Source organism: Rhizobium sp. BK418 (assembly GCF_004341105.1).
In the GTDB taxonomy this organism is placed as follows: domain Bacteria; phylum Pseudomonadota; class Alphaproteobacteria; order Rhizobiales; family Rhizobiaceae; genus Rhizobium.
In genome coordinates this window covers 104454-128061 of the sequence record NZ_SLZK01000011.1, presented here as the reverse complement: position 1 = coordinate 128061, position 23608 = coordinate 104454, and the positions used below count along the sequence as shown (strand labels likewise).

At 60.3% G+C, this 23608-nt stretch carries 32 protein-coding genes; 20 read left to right on the top strand and 12 right to left on the bottom strand.

Translation table 11 applies throughout. From position 1 onward, the window contains the following. The first annotated feature begins 392 nt into the window (after window positions 1-392). The 10 genes from EV281_RS29400 to EV281_RS29355 all read left to right on the top strand — a co-directional run bounded on the left by EV281_RS29400 (window position 393) and on the right by EV281_RS29355 (window position 10498). Window positions 393-2798, top strand: coding sequence for an FdhF/YdeP family oxidoreductase (locus EV281_RS29400; protein ID WP_132658281.1), 2406 nt, complete (start codon window positions 393-395; stop codon window positions 2796-2798). 49 nt (window positions 2799-2847) lie between these two features. Continuing rightward, the gene (locus EV281_RS29395) at window positions 2848-3027 is read left to right on the top strand and encodes a hypothetical protein (protein WP_132658280.1); all 180 of its coding nucleotides are present in this window, start codon (window positions 2848-2850) and stop codon (window positions 3025-3027) included. A 186-nt stretch (window positions 3028-3213) separates the two neighbouring features. Beyond that, window positions 3214-4143 carry a ubiquinol oxidase subunit II gene (cyoA, locus tag EV281_RS29390; protein WP_132658278.1) on the top strand — a complete coding sequence of 310 codons (930 nt, stop codon included), beginning with the start codon at window positions 3214-3216 and terminating at the stop codon, window positions 4141-4143. A gap of 2 nt (window positions 4144-4145) precedes the next feature. Continuing rightward, on the top strand, window positions 4146-6158 hold the full coding sequence (locus EV281_RS29385; protein WP_132658317.1) for a cbb3-type cytochrome c oxidase subunit I: 2013 nt from the start codon (window positions 4146-4148) through the stop codon (window positions 6156-6158). Continuing rightward, window positions 6155-6850, top strand: coding sequence for a cytochrome c oxidase subunit 3 (locus EV281_RS29380; RefSeq protein ID WP_132658276.1), 696 nt, complete (start codon window positions 6155-6157; stop codon window positions 6848-6850). The genes EV281_RS29385 and EV281_RS29380 overlap by 4 nt, the downstream gene beginning before the upstream one ends. Beyond that, on the top strand, window positions 6847-7260 hold the full coding sequence (gene cyoD, locus EV281_RS29375; RefSeq protein ID WP_132658274.1) for a cytochrome o ubiquinol oxidase subunit IV: 414 nt from the start codon (window positions 6847-6849) through the stop codon (window positions 7258-7260). Before EV281_RS29380 ends, cyoD begins: the two co-directional genes overlap by 4 nt. Before the next feature lie 387 nt (window positions 7261-7647). Next, window positions 7648-8514 (top strand): SDR family oxidoreductase, encoded by an 867-nt coding sequence (locus tag EV281_RS29370; RefSeq protein ID WP_165911991.1) that lies wholly within the window; start codon window positions 7648-7650, stop codon window positions 8512-8514. A gap of 236 nt (window positions 8515-8750) precedes the next feature. Beyond that, the gene (locus EV281_RS29365; RefSeq protein ID WP_132658272.1) at window positions 8751-9029 is read left to right on the top strand and encodes a hypothetical protein; all 279 of its coding nucleotides are present in this window, start codon (window positions 8751-8753) and stop codon (window positions 9027-9029) included. 230 nt (window positions 9030-9259) lie between these two features. Beyond that, window positions 9260-9631 carry an oxidoreductase gene (locus EV281_RS29360; RefSeq protein ID WP_132658270.1) on the top strand — a complete coding sequence of 124 codons (372 nt, stop codon included), beginning with the start codon at window positions 9260-9262 and terminating at the stop codon, window positions 9629-9631. A gap of 354 nt (window positions 9632-9985) precedes the next feature. Then, a complete protein-coding gene (locus EV281_RS29355) occupies window positions 9986-10498 on the top strand; it encodes a ferritin-like domain-containing protein (protein WP_132658268.1) in 513 nt (170 codons plus the stop codon). A gap of 243 nt (window positions 10499-10741) precedes the next feature. Here the strand turns inward: EV281_RS29355 and EV281_RS31345 are convergent, their stop codons facing one another. The 3 genes from EV281_RS31345 to EV281_RS29345 form a co-directional block, all read right to left on the bottom strand. After that, window positions 10742-10891: a hypothetical protein gene (locus EV281_RS31345; protein ID WP_165911990.1), complete on the bottom strand. Its 150-nt coding sequence runs from the start codon at window positions 10889-10891 to the stop codon at window positions 10742-10744. A gap of 84 nt (window positions 10892-10975) precedes the next feature. Continuing rightward, window positions 10976-11182, bottom strand: coding sequence for a hypothetical protein (locus EV281_RS29350; RefSeq protein ID WP_132658267.1), 207 nt, complete (start codon window positions 11180-11182; stop codon window positions 10976-10978). Window position 11183: 1 nt separating this feature from the next. After that, entirely contained in the window at window positions 11184-11384 is a 201-nt protein-coding gene (locus EV281_RS29345; protein WP_132658265.1) for a hypothetical protein, read from the bottom strand. A 375-nt stretch (window positions 11385-11759) separates the two neighbouring features. Between EV281_RS29345 and EV281_RS29340 the strand changes: the two genes are divergently transcribed. Genes EV281_RS29340 through EV281_RS29325 form a run of 4 tightly spaced genes read left to right on the top strand, consistent with a single transcriptional unit; the run spans window position 11760 to window position 12578 of the window. Beyond that, window positions 11760-11975: a hypothetical protein gene (locus EV281_RS29340; RefSeq protein ID WP_132658264.1), complete on the top strand. Its 216-nt coding sequence runs from the start codon at window positions 11760-11762 to the stop codon at window positions 11973-11975. Between the two features lie 9 nt (window positions 11976-11984). Then, a complete protein-coding gene (locus tag EV281_RS29335; RefSeq protein WP_132658262.1) occupies window positions 11985-12164 on the top strand; it encodes a hypothetical protein in 180 nt (59 codons plus the stop codon). A gap of 11 nt (window positions 12165-12175) precedes the next feature. After that, window positions 12176-12364 (top strand): hypothetical protein, encoded by a 189-nt coding sequence (locus tag EV281_RS31935; RefSeq protein WP_132658260.1) that lies wholly within the window; start codon window positions 12176-12178, stop codon window positions 12362-12364. Next, the gene (locus tag EV281_RS29325; RefSeq protein WP_165911989.1) at window positions 12318-12578 is read left to right on the top strand and encodes a hypothetical protein; all 261 of its coding nucleotides are present in this window, start codon (window positions 12318-12320) and stop codon (window positions 12576-12578) included. The genes EV281_RS31935 and EV281_RS29325 overlap by 47 nt, the downstream gene beginning before the upstream one ends. Before the next feature lie 23 nt (window positions 12579-12601). Here EV281_RS29325 and EV281_RS29320 read toward each other — a convergent pair whose 3' ends face one another. Next, window positions 12602-12883, bottom strand: a complete 282-nt coding sequence (locus EV281_RS29320) for a hypothetical protein (protein ID WP_132658256.1) — start codon at window positions 12881-12883, stop codon at window positions 12602-12604. A gap of 235 nt (window positions 12884-13118) precedes the next feature. Between EV281_RS29320 and EV281_RS29315 the strand changes: the two genes are divergently transcribed. Further along, complete coding sequence (locus tag EV281_RS29315) at window positions 13119-13682, top strand: NADH-quinone oxidoreductase subunit B (protein ID WP_132658255.1); 564 nt, start codon at window positions 13119-13121, stop codon at window positions 13680-13682. Between the two features lie 232 nt (window positions 13683-13914). Here EV281_RS29315 and EV281_RS29310 read toward each other — a convergent pair whose 3' ends face one another. From EV281_RS29310 to malQ, 3 genes are all read right to left on the bottom strand, one after another. After that, entirely contained in the window at window positions 13915-14397 is a 483-nt protein-coding gene (locus EV281_RS29310) for a DUF2243 domain-containing protein (RefSeq protein WP_132658253.1), read from the bottom strand. Next, window positions 14394-14597, bottom strand: coding sequence for a hypothetical protein (locus tag EV281_RS29305; RefSeq protein ID WP_132658251.1), 204 nt, complete (start codon window positions 14595-14597; stop codon window positions 14394-14396). Before EV281_RS29305 ends, EV281_RS29310 begins: the two co-directional genes overlap by 4 nt. A 305-nt stretch (window positions 14598-14902) precedes the next feature. After that, window positions 14903-16720 (bottom strand): 4-alpha-glucanotransferase, encoded by a 1818-nt coding sequence (malQ, locus tag EV281_RS29300; RefSeq protein ID WP_132658249.1) that lies wholly within the window; start codon window positions 16718-16720, stop codon window positions 14903-14905. 469 nt (window positions 16721-17189) lie between these two features. On the opposite strand from malQ, the gene EV281_RS29295 reads away from it, so the two are divergent. Together EV281_RS29295 and EV281_RS29290 are read left to right on the top strand one after the other, a co-directional pair. Further along, a complete protein-coding gene (locus EV281_RS29295) occupies window positions 17190-17459 on the top strand; it encodes a hypothetical protein (RefSeq protein WP_132658247.1) in 270 nt (89 codons plus the stop codon). A gap of 279 nt (window positions 17460-17738) precedes the next feature. Continuing rightward, a complete protein-coding gene (locus EV281_RS29290; protein ID WP_132658245.1) occupies window positions 17739-17927 on the top strand; it encodes a hypothetical protein in 189 nt (62 codons plus the stop codon). Between the two features lie 111 nt (window positions 17928-18038). On the opposite strand, the gene EV281_RS29285 is transcribed toward EV281_RS29290, so the two are convergent. Both EV281_RS29285 and EV281_RS32025 read right to left on the bottom strand, forming a co-directional pair. Continuing rightward, on the bottom strand, window positions 18039-18593 hold the full coding sequence (locus tag EV281_RS29285) for a prolyl oligopeptidase family serine peptidase (RefSeq protein ID WP_245508401.1): 555 nt from the start codon (window positions 18591-18593) through the stop codon (window positions 18039-18041). A gap of 444 nt (window positions 18594-19037) precedes the next feature. Further along, complete coding sequence (locus EV281_RS32025) at window positions 19038-19160, bottom strand: hypothetical protein (RefSeq protein ID WP_281027822.1); 123 nt, start codon at window positions 19158-19160, stop codon at window positions 19038-19040. Between the two features lie 105 nt (window positions 19161-19265). Between EV281_RS32025 and EV281_RS29280 the strand changes: the two genes are divergently transcribed. Beyond that, window positions 19266-20090 carry a manganese catalase family protein gene (locus EV281_RS29280; RefSeq protein WP_132658242.1) on the top strand — a complete coding sequence of 275 codons (825 nt, stop codon included), beginning with the start codon at window positions 19266-19268 and terminating at the stop codon, window positions 20088-20090. 360 nt (window positions 20091-20450) lie between these two features. Here the strand turns inward: EV281_RS29280 and EV281_RS29275 are convergent, their stop codons facing one another. Further along, the gene (locus tag EV281_RS29275; RefSeq protein WP_132658314.1) at window positions 20451-21515 is read right to left on the bottom strand and encodes a DNA topoisomerase IB; all 1065 of its coding nucleotides are present in this window, start codon (window positions 21513-21515) and stop codon (window positions 20451-20453) included. A gap of 129 nt (window positions 21516-21644) precedes the next feature. Further along, complete coding sequence (locus tag EV281_RS29270; protein WP_132658240.1) at window positions 21645-21830, bottom strand: hypothetical protein; 186 nt, start codon at window positions 21828-21830, stop codon at window positions 21645-21647. 254 nt (window positions 21831-22084) lie between these two features. Between EV281_RS29270 and EV281_RS29265 the strand changes: the two genes are divergently transcribed. Further along, on the top strand, window positions 22085-22327 hold the full coding sequence (locus EV281_RS29265) for a DUF2188 domain-containing protein (protein WP_132658238.1): 243 nt from the start codon (window positions 22085-22087) through the stop codon (window positions 22325-22327). A gap of 44 nt (window positions 22328-22371) precedes the next feature. Continuing rightward, entirely contained in the window at window positions 22372-22590 is a 219-nt protein-coding gene (locus EV281_RS29260; protein ID WP_132658236.1) for a hypothetical protein, read from the top strand. Window positions 22591-22767: 177 nt separating this feature from the next. On the opposite strand, the gene EV281_RS29255 is transcribed toward EV281_RS29260, so the two are convergent. After that, the gene (locus tag EV281_RS29255) at window positions 22768-23220 is read right to left on the bottom strand and encodes a ferritin-like domain-containing protein (protein ID WP_132658235.1); all 453 of its coding nucleotides are present in this window, start codon (window positions 23218-23220) and stop codon (window positions 22768-22770) included. Window positions 23221-23608: the final 388 nt, after the last annotated feature.

Sequence of the window (23608 nt, the reverse complement as noted above, 5' to 3'; positions counted from 1 at the left end):
AAACTAACTGACAACGAGAGCCTGGCGGTTCCAGGCATCGGCATCGAGCGCTGCCCCTGATTCACAGGCCGGTGGATGTAGTCCCGGCCTCGCCTCTGACCCGGGGGCTAGAGCCGCAACGGGCGAAAAGATGCGCTTTGTATCGTGCAGCGACATTTTTTCCCTGCGGGAACAGTTTGGCTAAACGCAGGTTAGACCCCGTTGACATGTCCCACGTGCGGCAACTCCTGCCTGAAACCGCCCCTTCAGATGGTCGGACGCAAGCGCGAAAGCAGCGGCGGTATCTGCATCCGGCAGGTTTTGCCTGCGGAGGAGCAAAGCGCAGTGCAGCGTAGGAAAGGCCCGTGGGCATGAGACAGGATTGCGCCGGAACGGCAAGAGAGGAAGCAGGCATGTCGGTACGCCAGGACGATGAACCGCTTTTGGGGCCACACGATCGAACGGCAGGAGGATGGGGTTCGGCGCGCGCGCTGACAGAAATCCTGGTGCGCGAACATGTCGTTGCATCAGGCATGTCGCTGCTGTCCCATCACAACAAGCCCGATGGTTACATGTGTGCAAGCTGTGCCTGGGCAAAGCCAGCCAGGCCACGCGCTCTGGAATTTTGCGAAAGCGGCGCCAAGGCCACCGCTTGGGAGGCGACCAGCAGGCGGGCCGATCAAACGTTCTTCGCCTCGATGACTCTCCGGGAACTGGAGCGCTGGAGCGACCATGATCTGGAAGAGCGAGGCCGGCTGACGCAGCCGATGCGCTGGAACCGCGAAACCGACCGCTACGAGCCGGTGGGCTGGGAGGCGGCCTTCGCCGAAATCGGTGCTGAGCTTCGGGCGCTTTCGCCCGACGAAGTGGACTTCTACACATCCGGCCGAGCCTCGCTCGAGACGGCCTACATGTACCAGCTGCTGGCAAGACTCTATGGTACCAACAACCTGCCGGATTCTTCCAACATGTGCCACGAAAGCACGTCCGTCGGCCTACCGTCGAGCATCGGAGCAACTGTGGGGACGGCAGACCTCACAGATTTCCAGAACTGCGACTGCATCTTCTATATTGCCCAGAACGTTGCGACGTCCTCCCCACGGATGCTGCACGACCTGCAGGAGGCCGTCGAGAGAGGTGTGAAGATCGTCACGTTCAACCCGCTGCCGGAACCAGGGCTGGAGAATTTCATCAATCCACAGGACCCGGCGCAGATGTTGACCGGGCGCAAGACACCGATTTCCTATCGGTATTATCAGCTCCGCAACGGCGGCGACGTCGGTGCGCTCTTCGGCGTCTGCAAAGCACTCGTCGAGGCCGACGACGCGTTGAAGCAGTCGGGCACAAGTCGGGTCAGTGGCTCCGACGCGATCCCTAAGGATCCCGGCAACGCCGCCGACGTGGCCTTCGCCGCGTCGATGGCCGCCGCCGACAGCAAGCAGGTTCTCGATCATGATTTCATCAAAGATCATACTGCGGGCTTTGAGGAATTCGCCCAGGCCTGTCGCCAGCATGACTGGACTGCGCTCGAACATGCGTCGGGTCTCAGCGAGGCGCAGATGCGCGAGGCGGCGGAAATCTATCGCAATGCCAAAGCGGTTCTCATCATCTACGGGATGGGGCTGACCCAGCACGTCATGGGGGTCGAGAATGTTCAGATGGTCGCCAATCTTGCTCTTCTGCGCGGCAATATCGGCAAGCCGGGTGCCAATATCTGTGCCGTGCGCGGCCACTCGAACGTACAGGGCCAGCGCACTGTCGGGATTACCGAAAAGCCTGGGCTCGTGCCGCTCGACAAACTGTCACAGCTCTATCAGTTCGAGCCGCCACGCTCGGAGGGCCGATCGACCATCGACACCTGCAAGGCGATCATCGAGGGAAAGGCGCGTGCCTTTATCGGCCTCGGCGGCAACTTCCTGCGCGCCGTTCCAGATACTGAAGCCGTCGAGGCAGGCTGGAGAAAGCTTCGTCTGACCGTCCAGATCGCGACCAAGCTTAATCGCAGCCATGTGATCCATGGCGAGGTTGCCTATCTCCTGCCCTGTCTTGGACGAACCGAGGTGGATCACCAGAAAACCGGCCCGCAAGCCGTGTCCATGGAAAGCTCCACGGCCCATTTTCACGGTTCGCGCGGTCGCGCCAAGCCTGCAAGCCCTCACCTTCTGTCCGAGCCGGCGATCATTGCGGGCATTGCCAAGGCAAGCCTGCGTCGGGGCAGCGTCGATTGGGATGGCTGGGTCAGCGATTACGCCCGCATCCGCGATGCCATCGAGCAGACCTATCCGGAGACCTTCAAAGACTTCAACCAGAAGATATTCCAGCCGGGCGGCATCCCGAGATCGGTCCCGGCACGTGAACGCAAGTGGACGACGCCCAACGGCAAGGCAAACTTCATCACACCACCACGGCTTTTTCCTGAACTGGGCGTAACGGCCGGCACCGAGGATATATTCAATCTCCTGACATTGCGATCCAACGATCAATTCAACACGACGATCTACGGCTTTACCGACCGGTATCGGGGAATCAAGGGCACTCGGCGCGTTGTCTTCGTCAACGAGGCCGACATACAGCGTCTCGGCTTCGCCGCCGGCGACCTCGTCGACCTGACGACCGCCCTAGATGGGCAGCAGCTGCGCCGCAGCGAGGGTTTTGCTCTCGTTCCCTATCAAATCCCCTCAGGATCGTGCGCTGCCTACTATCCGGAGGCCAATCCGCTGTTCCCGGTGGACCATCACGATCCCAAGGCCAAGACCCCCTCCTACAAGCTGTTGCCAGTGCGATTGACAGCCTCGACGGAGCAACGCCAGGCGAAATGATCGATGCAGATGGTGGGTCGGCGTTGGCTGCTCGTGACGCTTTCCCGGCATGGCGCAGCCTGTGCCCGGTCCGCTGCTCGGCGCCCTCTGGCAGCCGCGTGCCGAACCTGCTGTATCGGTGCCCTATGAGAACATGGCCTATGCGCCGAGCCGGGCAATCGCCTCTACACCAGGTTCGGCTGCCCGACCTGCCACGGCGACAGCCGCGGTTGTGCTTCGTTTCTGCTGATTACTTCGACCTGCCGATTCCGAGGCAAATGGGAGCGGCGGGAAACCCATGGAGGCAAGCCACGTGCAGCGGCCTGCTAAGGCTCTTCCAACGCATTGATGAGTGCATTCGGCAGAATGAAAAACAAAGCCCGTTGGAACATTTCCGCGCTCGGCCGGTTCGGCGGCCTCAACCGAGGGACAGCGCATGACTGCTTTCGATCTGCCTAGGCGATGGATATGTCGCGCCGCGCGCCACTGCGTCCCCTGCCTTATTTCCTTAGCCCTGTCTTCCTGCTCATTGAATATCCTCAATCCCGCCGGCCCGGTTGGTCGCGGCAATGCGGCGATCCTTCTGGACGCGACGGCTGTCATGCTGGCGATCGTGGTGCCAACCATTGTCCTCGCCTTCTGGATGGCGTGGCACTATCGCGCCTCCAACACGAGCGCAGACTATCTGCCCTATTGGTCGTATTCGGGTCGGATCGAAGCGGTGGTCTGGTCGATTCCGATCCTCACAATCATGTTCATCGGCGGCCTTATTTGGATCGGGTCGCATCGGCTGGACCCGTTTCGGCCGCTCCCCTCAAATTCACCGCCGCTCGAAGTGCAGGTCGTCTCGCTCGATTGGAAATGGTTGTTCATTTACCCGGAGCAAGGCGTTGCAAGCATCAACCGACTTGTCGTGCCGTCCGGCCGGCCTGTTCATTTCTCCATCACCTCAACGAGCGTCTTCAACGCGTTTTTCGTCCCTCGGCTTGGATCGATGATCTACGCAATGCCAGGCATGGTGTCCCAGCTTCATCTGCAGGCGGACCACCCCGAAACCATGTGGGGCATATCGGCACAATTTTCCGGAGACGGGTTCTCCGACATGCAATTCGACGTCTCCAGTCTCCCGACGGCCGACTTCACATCCTGGTTCGATCGCATCAGGTCGGGCGAGGCAATCCTCGACCGCGACAGCTTTAAGGCGCTGATGCAGCAGAGCCAGCGTGTCGAGCAAGCCACATACCGGGTGCAGGATCCAGGGCTGTTTGACGACATCGTTCGTCAGGCGATCCCACGGGGCCCCGGTCCGCAACCCGAAACGCCAGGCCATGCGGGGCGCGAAGTCTCGACCGGCGGAAAGGATTGACCGTGTTCGGAAAGCTCGATGTGTCGGCAATTCCGCTGTCCCAGCCGATTCCGCTGATCACGTCGGCAGTCGTCATCCTGATCGGCCTCGGCGTCCTTGTCCTCATCACGGCAAGAGGATGGTGGCCCTATCTTTGGAGCGAATGGATCACCAGCGTCGATCACAAGCGCATCGGCATCATGTACTGTCTGCTGGGCATGCTGATGCTCATCCGTGGCTTTGCGGATGCGATCATGATGCGCACCCAGCAGGCAATCGCCATCAATGCGCCCGGCTACCTGCCGCCCGAACACTATAACCAGATCTTTTCGGCCCACGGCACGATCATGATCTTGTTCGGCGCCATGCCCCTCGTATTGGGCTTCATGAATTTCCTCGTGCCCCTGCAGCTTGGCGTACGCGATGTCGCCTTTCCGACTTTCAATTCGGTCGGCTTCTGGCTGACGGCAAGCGGCGCCCTCCTCGTCAATCTGTCTCTCTTCATCGGCGAGTTTGCCCGCACCGGTTGGCTGCCTTACCCACCGCTCAGCCAAACGACCTATAGTCCCGGCGTCGGGGTCGACTATTATCTCTGGGCCGTTCAGATATCGGGCGTCGGCACGCTGATCACCGGTGTCAACATCGTCACGACCGTCCTGAAGATGCGCTGCCGCGGCATGGATTACCTGCGCATGCCGGTCTTCTGCTGGACGGCGCTTGCCTCCTGTCTGCTCATCGTTGCCGCCTTCCCGATCCTGACCGCGACGCTCGCGATGCTCACCCTCGACCGCTATGTCGGCTGGCACTATTTCACCAACACCGCCGGCGGCAATCCGATGATGTTCGTCAACCTCATCTGGGCATGGGGACATCCGGAAGTGTACATTCTGGTGCTCCCGGCATTCGGCATCTTTTCGGAGATCTTTTCCACCTTTTCAGGCAAACCGCTGTTCGGCTACCGCTCGATGGTCGCCGCGACGCTTTTCATCTGCGTCGTCTCGATGTTGGTCTGGCTGCATCATTTTTTCACGATGGGAGCCGGCGCAGCCGTCAACACTTTCTTCGGCATCTCGTCGAGTATCATCGCCGTCGGCACCGGCGTGAAGATCTATAACTGGATCTTCACGATGTATGGTGGACGGGTCCGCTTCGAGGTGCCGATGTTATGGTCGATGGGCTTCATCTTCACCTTCATCATCGGCGGCCTGACGGGCGTCCTGCTTGCTGTGCCCCCCGCCGACTTCATGACGCACAATTCGATGTTCCTCGTAGCCCATTTTCACAATGTGATCATCGGCGGGGTCGTCTTCGGCATCTTTGCCGGCATGGAATACTGGTTTCCAAAAGCCTTCGGCTTTCGCCTTCACGCCGGCTGGGGCAAAGCGGCTTTCTGGTGCGCCTTCCTTGGCTTTTGGGTCACCTTCACGCCACTTTACGTCCTTGGGCTCGACGGCATGACGCGCCGCTTGCAACATATCAATTTCGAGGAATGGCGTCCCTGGCTCTACGTATCGGTCGCCGGCATCGTCATTCTCATCCTCGGGGTCATATGCCAGGTGGTGCAGCTGGTGGTCAGCATTCGCGACCGCGACAGGCTTCGCGACGTGACGGGCGATCCATGGGACGGCCGCTCTCTTGAATGGGCAACGCCGTCGCCTCCGCCCTTCTTCAATTTCGCCGTAATGCCCAATGTCGAGGGCGAGGAGGCCTACTGGGGCATTAAGCAGAAAGCGATCGAGACACAGCAGCTGTCGCCGGAGCCGCAATACCTCCCGATCGAAATGCCCATCAACAGTCCGGTCGGCATCTACACGGCATTTTTCTCCACTATCTTCGGCTTTGCGATGATCTGGTTCATCTGGTGGCTGGCGATTGCAGCGCTTATCGCCGCCTTTGCCGGCTTCGTCGTCTTTGCCTGGCGTGACGTGCATGAATTCGAAGTCCCGGCTGAGGAGGTCGCCCGTGTCGAGCGGGCGCGGCGCGCCGCTCGGGAAGCCTTGCTTGAGCAGTTGCGCGGCCAGGAGGTTCGGCCATGAGCGACACAGGGCTGCCGGCCAGCGTCGAAGCGCTGCGTCGCGTGCAAGAGGATCCACATCGGCTTGGCCACAGGGCTCATGGGCCCAGGGATGCACTTGCCGGCACTGGACAAGGGGCCACCGGCCCGGCGGCCAAGCGAATCCTGGTCGGCTACGGGTTCTGGATCTATCTGCTGAGCGACATCGTGATCTTCTCTTGTTTCTTCGCAGCCTTCGCGGTGCAGCGCAACGCGACGGCCGGTGGGCCGAGCATCGGTGACATCGTCGATATACCCCGTGTCGGATGGGAGACCGCGGTGCTCCTCCTGTCGAGCTATACTTGCATGCTGTCTTTTGCTGCCAGCAACGCCCGCAACCTTCTGTGGACGCAAGTGCTGCTTCTTCTGACTGGCCTGCTCGGGCTCGTCTTCGTGCTTCTCGAACTGCAGGAATTCGTGGAACTAGCCAGCCGAGGCATCACGCCGCAGCGCAGCGCGATGCTGACCTCCTTCTTCGGCCTGGTCGGTCTGCACGGCGTACATGTGACGGCAGGCGGGTTGTGGCTGGCAACCATGATGGCGCAGATCCAGGTCAAGGGCTTCCGGCCCGAAATCAATCATCGGCTGATCTGCTTCAATCTCTTCTGGCATGCACTCGACATTGTCTGGATCGGCATCTTCACAATCGTCTATCTGATGGGAGCAGGACCATGAGCGACCTGGAACACGATCAGCCCCTTCATGGTGTGTGGCCACACGGCGAGCATGATCATTCACCAGGCGATGAACCCGCCGAGGATGCCGGCCATTGGGTCCGCAATGCCAACCTCGGACTTGCGTTTTCCGTTCTTTTGACCGTGGCGGCCTTCGCTCTTTCAGGGGCCGATATCATCTACAAGCCAGCGGTGCCGGTTGCGCTGATCGTGCTCGCGATCGCGCAGATGGGCGTCCACCTCGTGTTCTTCCTGCACATCACCACGGGACCGGACAATACCAACAATGTGCTGGCATTGGTCTTCGGTGTGATGGTGGTCTTCCTGATCGTCCTCGGCTCGATCTGGATCATGGATCATCTGGCGCAGAACATGATGCCGATGGAGCAGATGATGCAGATGCAACCCTGAAACAAGGCCTGGCAGGTCGCGTCAGTGATGCCGGCATTGTCCGGGCAGCCGAGATCGGCGGACAGATGGAAGAATACCCGCGCCTTTTTGCCTTGCTGCTTGCAGCAGCGCTGGCCATTAACGCCCTGCTGCTGATCACGCAGGGTCCCCTTTAGCGGACGGGCGCCGTGCCGAGGGCTGAAACCTCGTTTGCGTGGCTTTAACCTTCCGTCCCAACAAAGCCGCATACGACGCCTTCCTCGTACGATCGAAGGACGAACCGAACAGATCGCTGTGACATTACGAAAGTCGGCTGCCACGAAATGTTGCATCGGCTCGTGCACAGAAGGAACAATGGCGGGGCCTATCGGTTTGACCTTTCGCAATCCTGTCAGGAGAGATCGACAAATGTCAGAAGAAATCCGGCGCCCCAAGCCCCCTTATCCAGAACAGCAGCAACAACCGCCGGGCAGCACGGCAAAGATGCAGCCCGTTCCTGATCACGGCGAACGGTCCTATAAGGGCAATGGCAAACTTGAGGGCAAGGTCGCGCTGATCACCGGCGCCGATTCGGGAATTGGCAAAGCCGTGGCGATCGCGTTCGCCCGCGAAGGCGCCGATGTCGTCATTTCCTATCTCAACGAGGATGAGGACGCCCGCGACACAGCCAAGTGGGTCGAGCAAGCGGGACGCAAAGCGGTACTTGCACCCGGCGACATCAAGTCGGAAGACCATTGCAAGGCTTTGGTCGAAAAGGCCGTCAGCGGATTGGGAGGAATCGACATCCTCGTCAACAACGCCGCCTTCCAGCGCACCTATGCGCAGATCGGCGACATCTCTGCTGAGGAGTGGGACGAAACCTTCCGCACCAACATCTATGCCCCCTTCTTTCTGTCGAAGGCTGCGGTTGCGCACATGCGACCGGGAAGCGCTATCATCAACACGACCTCGATCCAGTCGCGCCAGCCCTCCCCACAGCTTCTTGCCTACGCATCGACGAAAGGGGCAGTCCTGAATTTCACGGCCGGCCTGGCTGAAATGGTCGCCGACAAGGGGATCAGGGTCAATGCTGTGGCCCCGGGTCCTATCTGGACCCCGCTCATCCCCTCGACGATGCCGGCGGAAAAGGCGGCGAAATTCGGCGAGCAAACGCTGATCGGCCGCGCCGGCCAGCCTGCCGAACTGGCGGGCGCCTATGTGCTTCTGGCGAGTGACCTCGGCAGCTATATGACAGGTGCTGTCATCCCGGTCACCGGCGGCGAAATGATGATCTAGCGGTCACGGCTCCGGTTGAACAAGCTGGAGCCTTGACTCAACTGCAGGGGCAGCGCAAAGACCCGATCTCCCATCATGGGCAGGGCGCAATCCGGAGCATGCGCGAGCGTGGAATAAAGCGACAAGCCCCACCGCCGCCAACCGCCCGACGGAAGACGTTACCGCATCCCTGGGGCGGCGCTCGGTTGCCCCTCCGCCTTTCCCGCCAAGCTGCTCTTCGACGTCAGGAACTCATCATGAGATTCATTGCGACCAGTGTCCTATGCTTCGGCCTGCTGGCAGGCTGCACCTCTTCCAACATCCGGAGCGAAGGACTTTCTCCGATCCCCGGCAGCATCATCTATAAGGGCCAGCCGCACACCAGGCTGACCCGCTCCCCAATTGGGTCGACTTTCCCCCATGACTTCACGGACGAATGGGGACGGCGGGTTGAAGAAACCTATATCATTCGCCCCGACAGGACCCTGGCCATCGTCGACCGTCAATACCTGCCGGATTTTTTCGGAAAGAACTAAGCATCAAGCGCTGAGGAACCGTTCTCAAAGCGAAGGCAAAACCGGGACGAGTGCGCCGCTCCCTGCCGTTTTACACAGGCGGCCCTGACAGGATCGGCGCTTTCCGTACGGTGGAGGACAAACATGCAAGGTGGCCTGTATCGTAGGAACCCCGGCGGCCGGCGGTGGTTAGCGCCCTGCAACGAGAACTGATTACTCGCTGCAACAATGACCAACCAAAGGTGATAGTCATGATTCTCAAAATCCTTGCAACATCGGCGCTCGCGCTCACGCTTGCCACGTCGGCCATGGCCCAGTCTTCGGGAGGCTCGGGAGGAGCCGGCAGCGGCACGTCTGGCGGCGCGTCGTCGGGTAGCAGTGCATCCGGCACCAGTAGCGGCGGCTCGGGCAATGGCACGACGGGCGGCAGTAACATGAGCGGCAACTCGGCCGGCAGCAATTCGACGGGCTCCGGGGCGGATGCAGGCAATCCGTCGGACAATACGACCACGTCCGGCGCATCGGGTGGGGATCCAAACGACTGCCAGCGTACGACAGGCAGCGTCAACGGAAACCCTGCCCCCACAAGTTCCGCCCAGTCCGGTGCGGCCAACGCCTGCTGACCAGATAGCGGCAGTGCATTTTCTCCCGGCCCGTCACCCGTATTGCGGGCCGGCGGGTCGGCAAGTCAAGACGATTGCCCGGGACATCGCCGCCCGGCAAGCCGGCCATTTTCAACGCCGTCAGGCCAAGCGCGTCGCAGACCTTTCTCTGTCGCCTCGAACCAATCTCAGGACCCGGGCCCCGGGTGATCGGCTAGACTGCCGTCTCCTCCAAGTCCGGCCCAGCTGCTCCCTCTTTTGGTACGGTATCGGACGCTCGTTGAGGCCTGTTAAGGGTTTGGGAACAACCGGGCCATGGTCAGGTTCGAGGCGCAGAAACACCCTGTAAGGGCTGAACTCGAGAAAGGAAAATCGATGGCAGACAACGAGACCCGCAGCGTTTTCATCGTCGGGCTGCGCAACGCCCATGCGATGGAAAACCAGGCGCTGAGTATCATGAAGCCGCAGCTCAGCCGCATCGAAAATTATCCGGAAGTGGCCGAGAAGCTCGACCAGCACATTACCGAGACACAGGGGCAGATCCGCCGGATCGAGGAGATTCTAACTGGCCTTGACGAGGACCATTCAACGCTGAAGGACGTGGCTCTGTCTGTGACGGGAACAATGGCCGCCCTTGGCCATACGGTGGCGGGTGATGAGATCCTGAAAAACTCCTTCGCCAACTTCGCCTTCGAAAACTTTGAAATTGCCGCTTACAAATCGTTGCTGACAGTGGCGGAATCGGGTGGGTTCATGGCCGCTGTCTCCGGTCTGAAGGCCAATCTCGCCGAGGAGGAGGCTATGGCGGGCTGGCTCGATGGCCATGTCACAATGCTGACGAAGAAGTTCCTGTCCTTGCGCATGTCGGGAAAGACCGCCAAGGTCTGATCAGCCTGCCATCCACCGTCACAGAGAGGTTATCGCGAAACGATCTCGCGATCATCCATAGCCGACGGCGCCTACGGCCCAGCCGCGGCTTGCGAGGTAGGCGCGTCCGCGCATCTATAGGACTGCCTGCGGATTATCAACGCTCTCCATTTCAAGGAAGGCGCGGATCGGGCGCGCCGTCGGCGAGCAGCTCGACGCTACATTTCCGTCGGCGCGGAAGCACCGCTGGTGCGCAGCAATGGATCAGGGTGTGGGTAGGATCAACCACATGATCGTTCCAAAGATTGCGATGAAGGCAAGAGGAAGGGCGAGGAAACGAACCATTCCGAGGTTGGTATTGGTGCCGCCAACCCATGCGAACCACCAGTCTGGTCCTTGATTGCCATCTGCCATGGAAAACACTCCTTCGCTCGAATCATGTCCAGCCTGACGTCACGCGTCAAAGGCAACTGCCGGCGGAGAATGAGGCCGTCTGCCTTAACGCATGCGGCCCTCATTTGAGCTGGACGGATCGTAATCGAGATCCCATTCCTTCACGTGCTTGCCGCGCGGAGGCGTCTTGTGGGCGGTCGCGTCTTCCGAGCCGGTGATTACCGTTGGCTTGGCACTGGCGACGCCCGTCGCATTTCGGTCACCCTTGGACGGTGCGAACTGGCCCTCGGCATCCTTTCTGACATCAGGCATATCACTCGCCTTTCTGCTTGTAGCCGTCGGAGATCTTCTTGACCTGCGGATCTGCGTTGGTTTCGCCATTGGCATCTTCGGCCAAGTCCGGATTATCCTTTGCAGGCAGATAACCACTCGGCGTGTTTTCCTGAGGGCCTTCCCAGCGCGGTGACTGATCGGTCGTGCCGGGCGCGCCGTCCTTCGGTTTGGTCATTCCCATGAGCAATCTCCTTTCATCAAGGTCGTAACCTCGATCAAGCCATGATGTTCCCCATACGACTGTCGACTAACCGAGGGCGATCGCGGTGTGTGACATTGCTTCGCTCCGCAGCCCGCGAGCCGGCCCTAAAGGCAGAGCGGGAGGGATAGCGACGCATGGCCCTCTGGAAGATCGCCGCGGTTTTGTCTCCTCGCCCTCCTGTGGCACCGCGTGATGCGCCTCCCGATCTATGGGATCGATCGTCGAACTCGTTTCGACACTTCAAGGCGCCACACAGGAAAAGGCGCGATGGCCGCACAAAGCTGATCGTTGCCGGAACTTCACCGGACCCTCGTTGTTGGAAGCAGGTGAGGCAATGCCAAACAGGAGGATAGTATGCCAAACGCAGATCACAAACATATTGGTGCCGGCGCCAGGGGCAAGGGAGACGGGTCGGGCGCAATGACTGATCTTGAGCCGGACGCGTTGCCCGAGAACATGGTCCTGACCAACCGGGACAAGGCGCAGCACTCTCGCGAGCGCGGCCTCGATGGCAAGGCGGTTCAGACCGAACAGTATCATGATCATGCCGCCAACCGAGATCCGGACTAGGAGGATAACATGAAGAGCAAACTTCCCCCCGTCCCGGCCGGCAACCGGTCCGACAAGGGTCCCGGCGACCACACCCGAATGGGGCAGGGATCGGTCGTAGAAACGTCGGCGAAAAACCCGGACAAGGTTGGACAACAGGGCAATAGCAAAGTCAACACGACCCATCAGGGTTATCAGCAGGACCGATGAAGCGAGGATCCATGTCGACATCATCGAAAAACCCGTCAACCATTCGCCAGGGCGGACCGGGTGCATCGCATGAAAACGGCAAGGCGCCGCTCCAGGTCAAAAAGCCGCCGGCGGCATCCGACAGCAAGAGGCGAAGCGACGTGTCGGGAGGGGGTGGCGAACGAGATCGCCACCATACCCACGATGACGCACGGAAGTGATCAGCCGTTTGACGCGGGAAGCGTCCATGCCCCGGCTGTTCCGTTCTTCGCGCTCGACCGCGCCCTGGCCATCGTTCGTCGGCACGGCTATGGCCTTGCCAATTCAACGACCCCGGAGGGCCGCGCTGTAGCGGCTGCCGGGCTTGCCTTGGCGATTGCGAAGTCTCTGAGCGAGATCGCCTCGCGTGCGCCCGCTCGCGACCAGCCGCATTGATCGATAGCCGGATTGATCCTGCCTTATCGCCGCCGCGACTGCGCACCGTCACGACGACGTTTTCCGCAAGCTTGCTCTGGAAGCACCGTGGTTGCCGCGAGCAGCAGGAACGTCACGCCGAACAGGCAGGTCATGATGGCCATGGGCAAGGTTAACGTGACGATGAATGGCAGGGCGATCATGAGTGCGCCAAGGACAGCCTCGATGCGCAGATGAAGGCGAAGCCGCAGAAAGGGCAGAATGCCAGCTCGGTAATCGGTCAGGACCGCGTTGAGAAGAACGAGAGTGCCAATGATCATCATCACGTGACGTGCGGGCTCCGGCTCCTGAACGACGACAGGCACTGCGAGTACGAGAGCGCCGGAACTGTAATCCGCAAGGCCGTGTACGAGTGAAGGAACAAAACGCATGAACACCCCGCATTTGACGCCTTCCAACCTGAGACGGTCGCGCGTGTTCCCCCGAAGGGCAATCTTTCGCCGGCCAGACTGAAACTTTTGCCGCCGAAGCCTGTCTGGTGCCCAACACAGGAGAAATACAATGTCAGATGAACCCCATCACACGCAGCCAGCGCCCATACAGTTCCAGTTTCCTGGCGAAAGCCGGCGCGACGATCCGACAATGGGGATGATAAATGCCGAGCTGGCCGATAAGGGGTTTCTGGTGACAAGCACCGATGAACTCATCACCTGGGCACGAACCGGCTCGCTGATGTGGATGACCTTCGGGCTCGCCTGCTGCGCCATCGAGATGATGCAGATGTCGATGCCGCGCTACGATGTCGAGCGCTTCGGCGTCGCACCCCGCGGCAGCCCGCGTCAGTCCGATCTAATGATCGTCGCCGGCACGCTCTGCAACAAGATGGCGCCGGCGCTGCGCAAGGTCTACGACCAGATGCCGGAGCCCCGCTATGTCATTTCCATGGGCTCCTGCGCCAACGGCGGCGGCTATTATCACTACTCCTACTCGGTCGTACGCGGCTGCGACCGCGTCGTCCCCGTCGACATCTACGTCCCCGGCTGTCCGCCGACGGCCGAGGCGCTGCTTTACGGCATTCTGCTTCTGCAGAGAAAGATCCGGCGCAACGGCACGATCGAACGATAAGGCAGGCGGCCCTTGGCTGGCGTCAATGTCGACAGCGCGGTGGCTGGCGACCGAGCGATAGTGGGTCGACGGCTAAAGCCCGAGGCAACGAATGGCGACCTGATCGGTAAGCGCGCCCGTTTCTGCAAAAAGAAGCTGAGACCAAACTGGTCGCGTGGCGAAAAGAACGCCGAGGCCGAACGCGGCCCAAATAGACGCTGTCACTATTTCCTTCAACAGAGCCGCTCTGATGTCACGCATGCGTGCGCCTCCACAGCAACAGGCCGATCAGCAGCATCGCTGCGCCCCAGGCCAGAAAGCCGACATCCCAGTAGAGCCAGTGGGTTCGAGCGACGGTTTCATTGACATGATGGATCCCCAGCAACTGATGATCGACAAGGCCCTCGATCAGGTTGAAGGTTCCAAATCCCGTCAACATGGAGGCTGCCAGGCACCGCGTCGACCACCTGAAGTGAACAAGGCGCGCCGCACGCCATAAGCGGAAAAGCCCGCCCAGGATGAACAGATAGGCCGCAGAATGAAACACGCCGTCCCACAATATGTTGAACCGCAGGTTCTCGAACGACGTGATCGGATACCAGGAACTGAACAGATGGTGCCATTGCAAAAGCTGGTGGAAGACGACGCCGTCGAAAAATCCGCCGATACCGACGCCAAGGCAGAATCCGGCGAAGAAGGGAAAGACGGGCGCGATACGGGGGCTGACACTTGTCACGACAGCGCCGACATCAGGATGACGAGGGTGATAGAGGTCGCACCGATGACCATGAAACCAGCCATCAGCAGTTCGGCCGCATGGGTCGCGGCCGGATGCCTCACGCTTTCGTGGACGCCGAATATCGCCATCGCTCCGGCAGCCATCCAACTTGCTAAAGTGGCTACAGAAAAAATCGTCATCCAATCTGGCGCATGCATTGCCGCTCTCCTGTCATCTCGCCCTCGAACCTGCGTCGTCGTGACTGGTTCCCCGACACCTTCGAGGGTGCGCTAGCGTACACATGTCCCATCGAGGTCCGAACCTGATGTGAAGGGCGAGGCGGCTGCCGACACACTGCAGCTGGCTCCTTGACGAGATGGATGGCGCCCGTACCGTTGAGCCACAGGCCAGAGGGCCCGCTCGGTTCTGTGCATCAAACGAAGGGTCTGCGAGGGCAGAAGCCTTGGCCAGGAGAAAAGGAAAAGCAGCATCGAAACCAAACCGATGCAAGAGCTGCGAATAGTCAGGGCGTCCCGACAACTGCCGGATGGCGCGCACGATAGCGGTTCATAATTGCTGCAACACGGCGAACGACCGGATGTTTTTCCAGAGCCTCCAGATCCGACGAGAGCTTCGGCCTCCAGTTTGGATAGCTCTTGTCGGTGCCAGGAATATTAGTCGGCTTCTGCTCGTCCGTCAGGTCCGCCAGACGAACGGAGACAAGCATTGATGGCGTCATGGCAACGAATTCATGTGCCGCCACGGCCAGCTGTTCCGGCTTGTGGGTGCCCGGCTTTCGATCTGGTCGGGCGAGACCCAATGCTGCAAAAGCCTCGAGGACCCGCTTGCGCTCCTCGGTCCGGGTCTCTCGATGTTGGAGCGTTGTCTCTTCCGAGACAAGCGCATGTTCCAGACGAAGATCGATGTCGGCGCCCTTCCACCATCCGGTGAAGGTCTGATGATCGTGGGTGGAGACGCAGGCAAGCGCAAGCTGCGGGTAGTGTTGCGGAAGAACGAGACCATCGGCTGTCTGCTCATAGGAGAGGATGCGATAGGAAAGCACGCCGGCCGAGGCGAGGTCCTCGCGCAATCCGCTTGCGACCTCTCCAAGGTCCTCACCAATGACCAGGCATTTGAACTCGAGGGAGATGCTCGCCAGCTGCTCCAGCATGTCATCCGTTGGATAGCGAACATAGGCACCGTCTGCCGGGGTCGCATCGGTCGGAACGAGATAAAGTCTCGCAAAGGCGGCGGCATGATCGATCCTGATGGCTCCGGCATATTGCATCGAGGCGCTCATGAGGCGGGTGAATGGCGAAGGTTCGCCGGCCGTGATCTTGTCGGGCCGCAGGGCCGCCAATCGCCAATCCTGTCCCTGAACGGCGAAGGGCTCGGGAGGGTTGCCAATAGCTGCTCCGCGCACGTAGGCGGGTCCCTCGCTCCAGGTAGCAGACCCGTCGAGCGCTTCCCCGACAGCAACATCGAGGTAGAGGCCGATCCGCATACCGGCCTTGCGACAGCACTCCTGTGCCTCGCATAGCTGCACGTGAGCCAGCCATTGCAGCCATTGATGGAAATCGACTTCGGCGCGATGATCCCGGGCGAAAGCGTTCACCGTCTCGCTGTGGGGCGATTGGTACTCCGAGGGCCAAGAGGCCCAGCCGGCGCCCAAACCGGCCGCTGACTGATAGTGTGACACCGTCTCGAACAACGCATGAAGACGCAGGCTTTCACCGCCTTCCCTGACGAACCTCTCGAACGCCGGGTTGGCGGCTTTTCGACCCTCTTCCCAGAGCGAGGAAAGAACACCGAGCTTCAGGCGTGCCACAGCTTCGTAATCTACGAGCGAACTTGCGCGCAATTCTGAAAGCTGCGTGTCTACAGCAGGGTCGCTGACGAAACCACCTACCTCGTCCGCGGCAATATAGAGGGGATTGAGAAACCTGCGATTGGAAGGCTCATAAGGGCTGCACCGACCGGCATCGTAAAGGAAACCGGCGTGCAGGGGGTTGAGGCCGACAAAGTCGGCGCCAAGACGACCGGCTATGGCGCAGACGGTCCAAAGATCCTTGAAGTCACCAATGCCCCAATTGCGGCTTGAAGGCAGCTCGTAGAGTTGCAGACTGAGCCCCCACGCCGGTTGCTTGACAAGATCAGCGGGTGCGTGACACCGGCTGACCTGCCCAGAGACGAAGCCATCGACATTCTCCCCGAGCGCGACAAGCATCCTGCGCAGGTTCTCGTCGGAAACCCGCACCGCACGCCCGTCGGGTGAGGGGCGGATGAGTTCGATGCCTTTTTGCCTTGCCAGGCGTCGGATCGATCCGACGGCTTCTCTCATGCTGGACCTCCAGTCGATACATACGCCTACCGTTCCGGCGGATCCTGATGGGCAGGAACGGTTGGCGGCCACAGCCCGCCTAGGCTCGGCCTTCAAGGGCCTGTCTCATCAAAAGCGTGTAGTCAGGCAGTGGCGATTTCGGTTGCTCTTGCGGCTGGTCAACCGCGGCGACCGGTTGGCAATCGGGACGAGCCACTTCAGAATAAGGCGCCGGAGGAATTTGCGGCCCGTATTGAGCTTTGCCCTTTGTCAGCTGGTTGTCAGCCATCGTTTCACTCCGAGGTGGGATCGCAGCTTAACTTCGGCCAACCCAATTCGTTCCTTGTCCGATCGCCCGTCTACAGCTGCGAACGTGTCCTCTTCTCGGCCGGTAGGCCCTCACGACACAGCTCGCGATCTCGATTAGCGCGCGCCCTGGAACAAGCGGGCCTCAAACATGTTTTGAGCCGATAACAACTGGAGCGTGAACATGAACCATATCTGGCTTTTCGTTGTCGCAGGAGGCGCGGCCGTGCTTGGTCTTGCCCTGGCCGTCGGGATGATCACTCAGGATCCGCGACGATCGGTAGGGGCGATGATCGGGGCTTTCCTGATTGCGATATTGGCCATGATTGGCGGGCTCTATGTCTCCAGGGCCCCTACTGCGCCCATTGTGCCGCCCGATCGTGAAGGCACAGACAAGGCGTTGCCCGCGGCGCCTGCACCACCTGGCGCGCTTCCAGGACACGATAGCCAATGAGGTGCGCGTCGGCCCACGTTGTCGCTCACGCCCCACCTTTGTTCGCAAAGTGCGGTCCTTATGAAAGTCGGACTAGAACAAGGCCCGCTGCCGCGATCAGCGCGGGGTCCGGCTGCCCAAGCAGGCCGTACTGACGGCAACGTGCATCTTGGCCCTTCTCAGACACGCGAGCTCGCCACCGACAAAGTGAGCGGCAGTGGCTCTCGGTAGGCGGGTTTTCTTTCGGAACGATTCGCGATCTTCGGCGTTTCTATGCCGCAATGCGGAGGGCGCTTTCATATGAGTACGCATTTTCACCCGAAAATCATTGTTGCAGGTCGGGCCAACGAAGTCTTGGACGTCGAGCGTTTCGCGAGCGACCACAAACTCGACGATAAACAGACACGTGACCTACTCCGCCTGTTCGGCGCCTTCGCGACTCGTCATGAGCTTCTCACCAACTGCGTGATGCCGCGCGCCACACGCTGATAGCGATCCGGCTCCCGGCGACACGAGCCGCTGCAGTGCGAGCTCATGAAGCTCCCGCGACCGCGTCTCGTACTGTGCCTGGCTAGCGTTGCCAAGCCCAAGGCCGCGCTGTCATTCTTCGATCCCACTAGGCACCAAGGATTTGTGAAGGAAGCTCAACGCTTTTGCAGCTGCCCGAGTGGAGATTGTATGCCCGACGCCCTCCTCCACCTCGAGTTCGACGCTCAATCCGGCCGCTCCGAGCCGCGCCGCAGCCATCGTCGAGGCAAACGCCGGTATGGTCTGATCGGCCTGTCCATGCAGGAGGAGGATCGGTGTCTGCTTGCTCTTCGAAGAGACGGGCACGGGCGGAAGAAGACCGGAAAACGAGACGAGAGCGCCGATACTCCAGCGGCCGGTGGCAACCGCGTCAAGGGCGACGATCGCACCTTGCGATACGCCAATGAAGGCGACGCGATGATGGGCATTGCGAAATCCTTCCCGGTCGACGATTTCGCCGACCACGGTGTCGAAGGCCGCTCGAACAGCCTCGATGCGTTCCGGTTGGAGTTGATAGCCATCGATATTGAACCATTGATGGCCCCGCGGATGGGGAAAGGGCGCGGCGGGAGCAACGAAATTCGCATCTGGAAGGGACGAACGCCAGGATGAGGCAAGCGGCAACATCTGGGCTCCAGACGCACCGATGCCATGGAACAATACGACGAGAAGTTCGCGCGATATCATGGGATCTGCTAGACGTTGCGGTGGCAGCCGGAGGCCCCCCGACACGTGTCGGAACCGGCGGAGCCGAACGAGGTCCGATTGGCGAGCGGTGACGCGAGGACGCTTTCGAGGCCACGCCAGTAGATGTGTCTCTACCGCAACGGCTGCAAGCGGTCCTTTCTTCTTCGTACGCTTTGGGACAAACGCCTCTTCCAGTTGCCGTCGCATTTACCCTCCCCGCCCAGATCCACGCGGCGGAGGGCAAGCGATCCGCCGAGAGCCACGGCTTTTTTGCATTGCCCCTTGGTGTCATTGCGAAGCTTGATGGTTCGCGGAGGTTTGTAAATCCTTGAGCGGCAGCCCGAAAGGTCCGCCGCGGCTCTCTGCTATCCGCAAGATTCCTGCTTAGCCCGCGCCCGCGGATTCGACGAGCTGCTCCACCTTGAAGACGTGAGCCTGGCGTTGTCTGCCGGTCTGTCTCTTGCGGGAGGGCATGATGTCTGCCGCACCCGGCGCCCATTGGAACATCCAGTGCGCCTCTGGCATCGATCGTCGGCAAAAGGACTTGTGTTGGCGGGAACAATCGCTTGATGGGCTGGTTACCCGGACCTCGCCAACCCCCAGGAGATGTCGATGTTCTACACAGACAACAAGCTTCAATTCCCAGTACGTGTCGAAACGCCGGATCCGCAGTTTGCCCGCGCGCTGCAGCAGGCGATCGGCGGCGTCGAAGGCGAAATCCGCGTCGCCATGCAATATTTCTTCCAGGCGTGCGGCGCTCGCGGCGATCCGAAGTTCCGCGATCTTCTCATGAACACCGCGACCGAAGAACTCGGGCATATCGAAATGCTTGCGACGGCGGTTGCCCTCAACCTTGAAGGTGCTCCGGTTTCGATCAAGGATGAAGTGGCGGCCGATCCGGTTGCAAGCGCGGTCCTTGGCGGCCTCAACATGAAGAACCTACTGTCTGCCGGTCTGTCGGCGATGCCGGTCGATTCGGACGGTGTTCCCTTCGATATGTCCCATATTTACGCGAGCGGCAACATCGCCGCAGACATGACGGCCAATGTCGCCGCCGAATCGACGGGACGCGTGCTGGCAACGCGGCTCTACAATCTGACCAGCGACCGGGGCATGAAAGAGATGCTGTCGTTTCTGATCGCGCGCGACACGATGCACCAGAACCAATGGCTGGCGGCCCTCGAGGAGCTTGGCGGACCCAAGGGCGTCTTCCCGATCCCAAACAGCTTTCCACAGGAACAGGAAAACCAGGAGTTCAATTACGCTTATCTCGGCTTCCATCAGGATGGCAGCACGCCCGCTCCCGGCCGTTGGTCGGAAGGACCCTCGGTTGATGGCAAGGGCGAGTTCGTAACCGCCTTGATGAAACCGCTTGGTCCTGAACCGGCGCTCGGCCCGGCACTTCCAAACAGCGGCGCGCAACGCGAACAGATGTAATAGTAGTGGCGGGCTTCGGCCCGCCACTACTGGCGTGAGCAAAGGTCGCCCCCTGCCTTATCCGTCAACCACTGGCGAGCCCACGAGCGATAGGCTGAGGCGGCCTCATCGAGACCGAGAGCGCAAGTCGCGCCGATGCCAACCGAGCGCAAGGGCCTTGGAGCGCATGGGCCTTGGCGCGGCTTCGGTATGGCCGAGTGCGGTCCACCCGCCCCTGTTGATCTTGGCGACGGCCATTTCGATGTGTCTGTGATCGCTCAGCAATTATCTTGGCGCTTCCTTGCAAAACAAGATACCGTCCCGCGCAACATCGTCCGATCTTTTCGGGAAGCCGGCCAGCCCTGGACCAAAGGATTACCATCAGCCCGCTGAGCGCTTGCGTAGCCATTTCAGCACCCGAACTTCGTCCACGTCCATCCATTCCAGAAGCCGGGTACTGCGTGTCCTGAGCCTAAGGACATCGCCCAATACGCCGGCCTGAAAGTCCTCGAAAACTGCGGGATGAATGTAGGACGAGCGGCAGACGGAGCGCGTATTTACGAGCTTTGCGGCGACACCATCGATCGCCAGATTCAGCTGGCGGGCGAGCTCGCGCTTCGTCGAGGCCGGCTCCACCGAGGCAAGCGCCTCAACCGCCAAGCAGGTGGCACCCCAGGTCCGGAATTGTCGCGAACTGAAGTCCCCACCAGTAACGTCCTTGATGTAGCTATTGACGTCATGTGAGGTGATCTGGCGACGTGCACCGTCCTCGCACACGTATTGGAACAGGTTTTGACCGGGCAGTTCCTGAAGTTTGCGCACGACATTGGCAATCCGGCGGTCCGCGTGCGAGAGGTTCCATTCTTTGCCCGATTTGCCTTTGAACCGAAACTGCACGCTACCGCCGTCGACCACGACGTGACGACTGCGAAGCGTAGTCAATCCATAGGACTTGTTCGTCTTGGCATAGGCCGGGTTGCCAACCCGGATGTAAAGATTGTCGAGCATCCAGACGACCGTCGCCAATGCCTTGTCCAGGGTAAGGCCACGGGAACGAAGGTCGATATCGACCCTGGCGCGCAGGTCGGGAAGCCGGCGAGCAAAGTCGCCCAAGCGATCGAACTTTGCCTTGCCCCGCTCCGCATGCCACTGCGGATGATAGCGATATTGACGCCTCCCGCGGGCATCGGTTCCGACGGCTTGCAGATGCGAAAAAGGATTGGTCGAGATAATAACATTCTCATAGGCGGGCGGGATTGCAAGAGCATTCAGCCGGTCGATTTCGGCCGCTTCTGTGATGCGCCTGCCGTCTACCAGGTAGTAGTCGAAGCCGTCACCCCGCTTTTGCCGGGTGATGCCCGTTTCAAGTCCGGAGATGTAGGTGAGACCAGAGGCAAGTTCTGCCTCCGCGGCCATGGCATCGAGGTCGCTGACAATGTGGTTCATCTGCCGGTAACTCGTAGACATCGATTGAGATCCCTTTAGGGGCAGGCGGCGTCGCAGCGGGCACATGAGTCATCTGGCGATCCACCGTATTTGGCCGATATCGAAGGGCGCTGCAGTCAGCGAAGGCTCTTAGAGCTGGCGGGTTCGCGCTTCAGCCTGCATGCGCGCCAGGCGAAGTCTGGCAGTCTTGGCATCGCGCTGTCGTCGCTCTTCTTCCAGTGCCTCCCGTGCCGCCTGGCTTGTCCGTTCCAGGACGTCCATCCTCTGCTCGGCGTTCATGACGTTTCTCTTCCGCGCGATCTCTGTATCTGGCATGGTCGCCTCCTTCTTCAGAAGGACATAACGCGCTTGTGTCGCGCGGGATGCCGTACGCTAGCGGACGCAAAGGCTCGGTTTTCGACTTCGCCGCGATGCTTCGGACTGGGGCGAGTGCCTTGCAAGATCAGCCGATGGTGAGCGGCCATGGCAAGGGCTAAGCACGCTTCAGCGCTTTTTGCTCCGCGGCAACAAGGCAATGAAGGAACTTGCTCCATCGAGGTTCGTTGTGGTCAGGCAACGTGGAGGATCCAATGGCGTTAATCTATCATGTCGACGAACATGACGAGGGATTTGCCTATCGCGTCGCTGACGTCTGGTCCGAGACATTTCCATCTCACGAAGAGGCTCTCCAGGCGGCCCGCGCAGCTGCGAAACGTCAGCGCCTCACCGGCGAAGGAGCCGAGATCACCTTCCAGGATGAAAACGGTGCGTGGCTGACCCAGGAAGTCAGCGGCGAGGAGCGCCCTGAAACGGGCGTCGTCGACGACACGTGACGAGGCTCGCTCAAACGGCTTGCGGACGATGAAAGGACCTTTCCATGTCGAATCTTGAGGCAGAACAATCAACCTGGTTGCGCAGCTTCATGACGGAGCTCGGAATTGTTGAGCCGGTCTCGGTCGTCGAGCTTGAAGAAGACCATCGTGAAGTCATCGAGGCCTATCGCAACGGCAAGGTCACCCAGGCCATGCTCAAAGGCAGCTTGCTGAACGACGCGCGTGTCAGCGGACAACTCCAGGTTTCCTCCTCCGACAGGTAACCCGAATTCACCGCCACTGCATTTCAAATGTCGTCACACGATGGCAAGCTCGACCCCAAAGTCGCGCTTGCCACTATGGCCGAGCTAGCAGGTCGTCATGACGACGACGATCAGGTCGCCGTCACCGGCGATCTCGATACGCGTGGCAGCCTTACGAGTGGCGGGGGGCTGGTGCCATCAAGACAGCGTATCTGCGGTTGTGCTCATCCAGGCGCGGTGGCGTTCCTCATCCTGGTGGGCCTTCATGAAGAAAGCCTTCGACGCCGGGATCGCATCCTCGTGCCGGATCGCGCGGTGATAGGCGGTGACCGTGTCGTCCTCGTTCGTCTTCATCGCCTTGAGGATTGCGGCATCGCCCCACATATCTGCAAGTGCGATCTTGCCTGTCGTCAGCATCTGCTTCATATCGCCTTCGGAGGGTATCTCGACACCCAGTTCCCGAGCCATCTCCGTCAGAACCCTAAGGTGTTGCAGATGGTCCTGTTTGAACGTTGCAATTTGCGCGCTGAGTTCCTTATTGTCGAGACGATTGATGCAGGACTCGTAGGCGGCGATCGCGTCATGCTCAAGGTAGATTAGATTCGTGACTAGCTTTTCGATGCTGGCTTCCTCGCCGACCGTCGTGACCATAGTACTATCCTCTTCTGATGCTGGTCTCACGCAATGGTTGGGCGCCGGCTTGGTTCCGCAATGATGCTTCCGTGTGCGGTAACGTACCGGAGCACTCCTTGCGGCAAAGATTGCGCATTGGGAGCTATAGCTTAGTGATTTTCCATAGACATGAGCTGACAGCGCGGCGCGCGGATGGCAGAGCCCCGCGCCCGGATTGTGCATGCGGCGACACGTTGCCTGGCACCTGGTGGAAGATAATACAGCAAAGGGGACCCTGCCAAAGCAGAGCCAAGGATAGGCGGTGCCGGCCCGCTTCAATCACGGTATCTCACCGCGAGCGACCTGGTTCAGGCGCGATTTTCGACGGCGGCAAGCATTCGACGACACATCCACCGGGCGTGTCAGG

Bases quoted from the DNA above. Each gene is read 5' to 3' on its own strand.
- EV281_RS29400 (WP_132658281.1), top strand. From the start codon at position 393: ATGTCGGTACGCCAGGACGATGAACCGCTTTTGGGGCCACACGATCGA.
- EV281_RS29395 (WP_132658280.1), top strand. From the start codon at position 2,848: ATGGCGCAGCCTGTGCCCGGTCCGCTGCTCGGCGCCCTCTGGCAGCCG.
- cyoA (WP_132658278.1), top strand. From the start codon at position 3,214: ATGACTGCTTTCGATCTGCCTAGGCGATGGATATGTCGCGCCGCGCGC.
- EV281_RS29380 (WP_132658276.1), top strand. From the start codon at position 6,155: ATGAGCGACACAGGGCTGCCGGCCAGCGTCGAAGCGCTGCGTCGCGTG.
- cyoD (WP_132658274.1), top strand. From the start codon at position 6,847: ATGAGCGACCTGGAACACGATCAGCCCCTTCATGGTGTGTGGCCACAC.
- EV281_RS29370 (WP_165911991.1), top strand. From the start codon at position 7,648: ATGTCAGAAGAAATCCGGCGCCCCAAGCCCCCTTATCCAGAACAGCAG.
- EV281_RS29365 (WP_132658272.1), top strand. From the start codon at position 8,751: ATGAGATTCATTGCGACCAGTGTCCTATGCTTCGGCCTGCTGGCAGGC.
- EV281_RS29360 (WP_132658270.1), top strand. From the start codon at position 9,260: ATGATTCTCAAAATCCTTGCAACATCGGCGCTCGCGCTCACGCTTGCC.
- EV281_RS29355 (WP_132658268.1), top strand. From the start codon at position 9,986: ATGGCAGACAACGAGACCCGCAGCGTTTTCATCGTCGGGCTGCGCAAC.
- EV281_RS31345 (WP_165911990.1), bottom strand. From the start codon at position 10,891: ATGGCAGATGGCAATCAAGGACCAGACTGGTGGTTCGCATGGGTTGGC.
- EV281_RS29350 (WP_132658267.1), bottom strand. From the start codon at position 11,182: ATGCCTGATGTCAGAAAGGATGCCGAGGGCCAGTTCGCACCGTCCAAG.
- EV281_RS29345 (WP_132658265.1), bottom strand. From the start codon at position 11,384: ATGGGAATGACCAAACCGAAGGACGGCGCGCCCGGCACGACCGATCAG.
- EV281_RS29340 (WP_132658264.1), top strand. From the start codon at position 11,760: ATGCCAAACGCAGATCACAAACATATTGGTGCCGGCGCCAGGGGCAAG.
- EV281_RS29335 (WP_132658262.1), top strand. From the start codon at position 11,985: ATGAAGAGCAAACTTCCCCCCGTCCCGGCCGGCAACCGGTCCGACAAG.
- EV281_RS31935 (WP_132658260.1), top strand. From the start codon at position 12,176: ATGTCGACATCATCGAAAAACCCGTCAACCATTCGCCAGGGCGGACCG.
- EV281_RS29315 (WP_132658255.1), top strand. From the start codon at position 13,119: ATGTCAGATGAACCCCATCACACGCAGCCAGCGCCCATACAGTTCCAG.
- EV281_RS29305 (WP_132658251.1), bottom strand. From the start codon at position 14,597: ATGCATGCGCCAGATTGGATGACGATTTTTTCTGTAGCCACTTTAGCA.
- malQ (WP_132658249.1), bottom strand. From the start codon at position 16,720: ATGAGAGAAGCCGTCGGATCGATCCGACGCCTGGCAAGGCAAAAAGGC.
- EV281_RS29295 (WP_132658247.1), top strand. From the start codon at position 17,190: ATGAACCATATCTGGCTTTTCGTTGTCGCAGGAGGCGCGGCCGTGCTT.
- EV281_RS29290 (WP_132658245.1), top strand. From the start codon at position 17,739: ATGAGTACGCATTTTCACCCGAAAATCATTGTTGCAGGTCGGGCCAAC.
- EV281_RS29285 (WP_245508401.1), bottom strand. From the start codon at position 18,593: ATGTTGCCGCTTGCCTCATCCTGGCGTTCGTCCCTTCCAGATGCGAAT.
- EV281_RS32025 (WP_281027822.1), bottom strand. From the start codon at position 19,160: ATGTTCCAATGGGCGCCGGGTGCGGCAGACATCATGCCCTCCCGCAAG.
- EV281_RS29280 (WP_132658242.1), top strand. From the start codon at position 19,266: ATGTTCTACACAGACAACAAGCTTCAATTCCCAGTACGTGTCGAAACG.
- EV281_RS29275 (WP_132658314.1), bottom strand. From the start codon at position 21,515: ATGAACCACATTGTCAGCGACCTCGATGCCATGGCCGCGGAGGCAGAA.
- EV281_RS29270 (WP_132658240.1), bottom strand. From the start codon at position 21,830: ATGCCAGATACAGAGATCGCGCGGAAGAGAAACGTCATGAACGCCGAG.
- EV281_RS29265 (WP_132658238.1), top strand. From the start codon at position 22,085: ATGGCGTTAATCTATCATGTCGACGAACATGACGAGGGATTTGCCTAT.
- EV281_RS29260 (WP_132658236.1), top strand. From the start codon at position 22,372: ATGTCGAATCTTGAGGCAGAACAATCAACCTGGTTGCGCAGCTTCATG.
- EV281_RS29255 (WP_132658235.1), bottom strand. From the start codon at position 23,220: ATGGTCACGACGGTCGGCGAGGAAGCCAGCATCGAAAAGCTAGTCACG.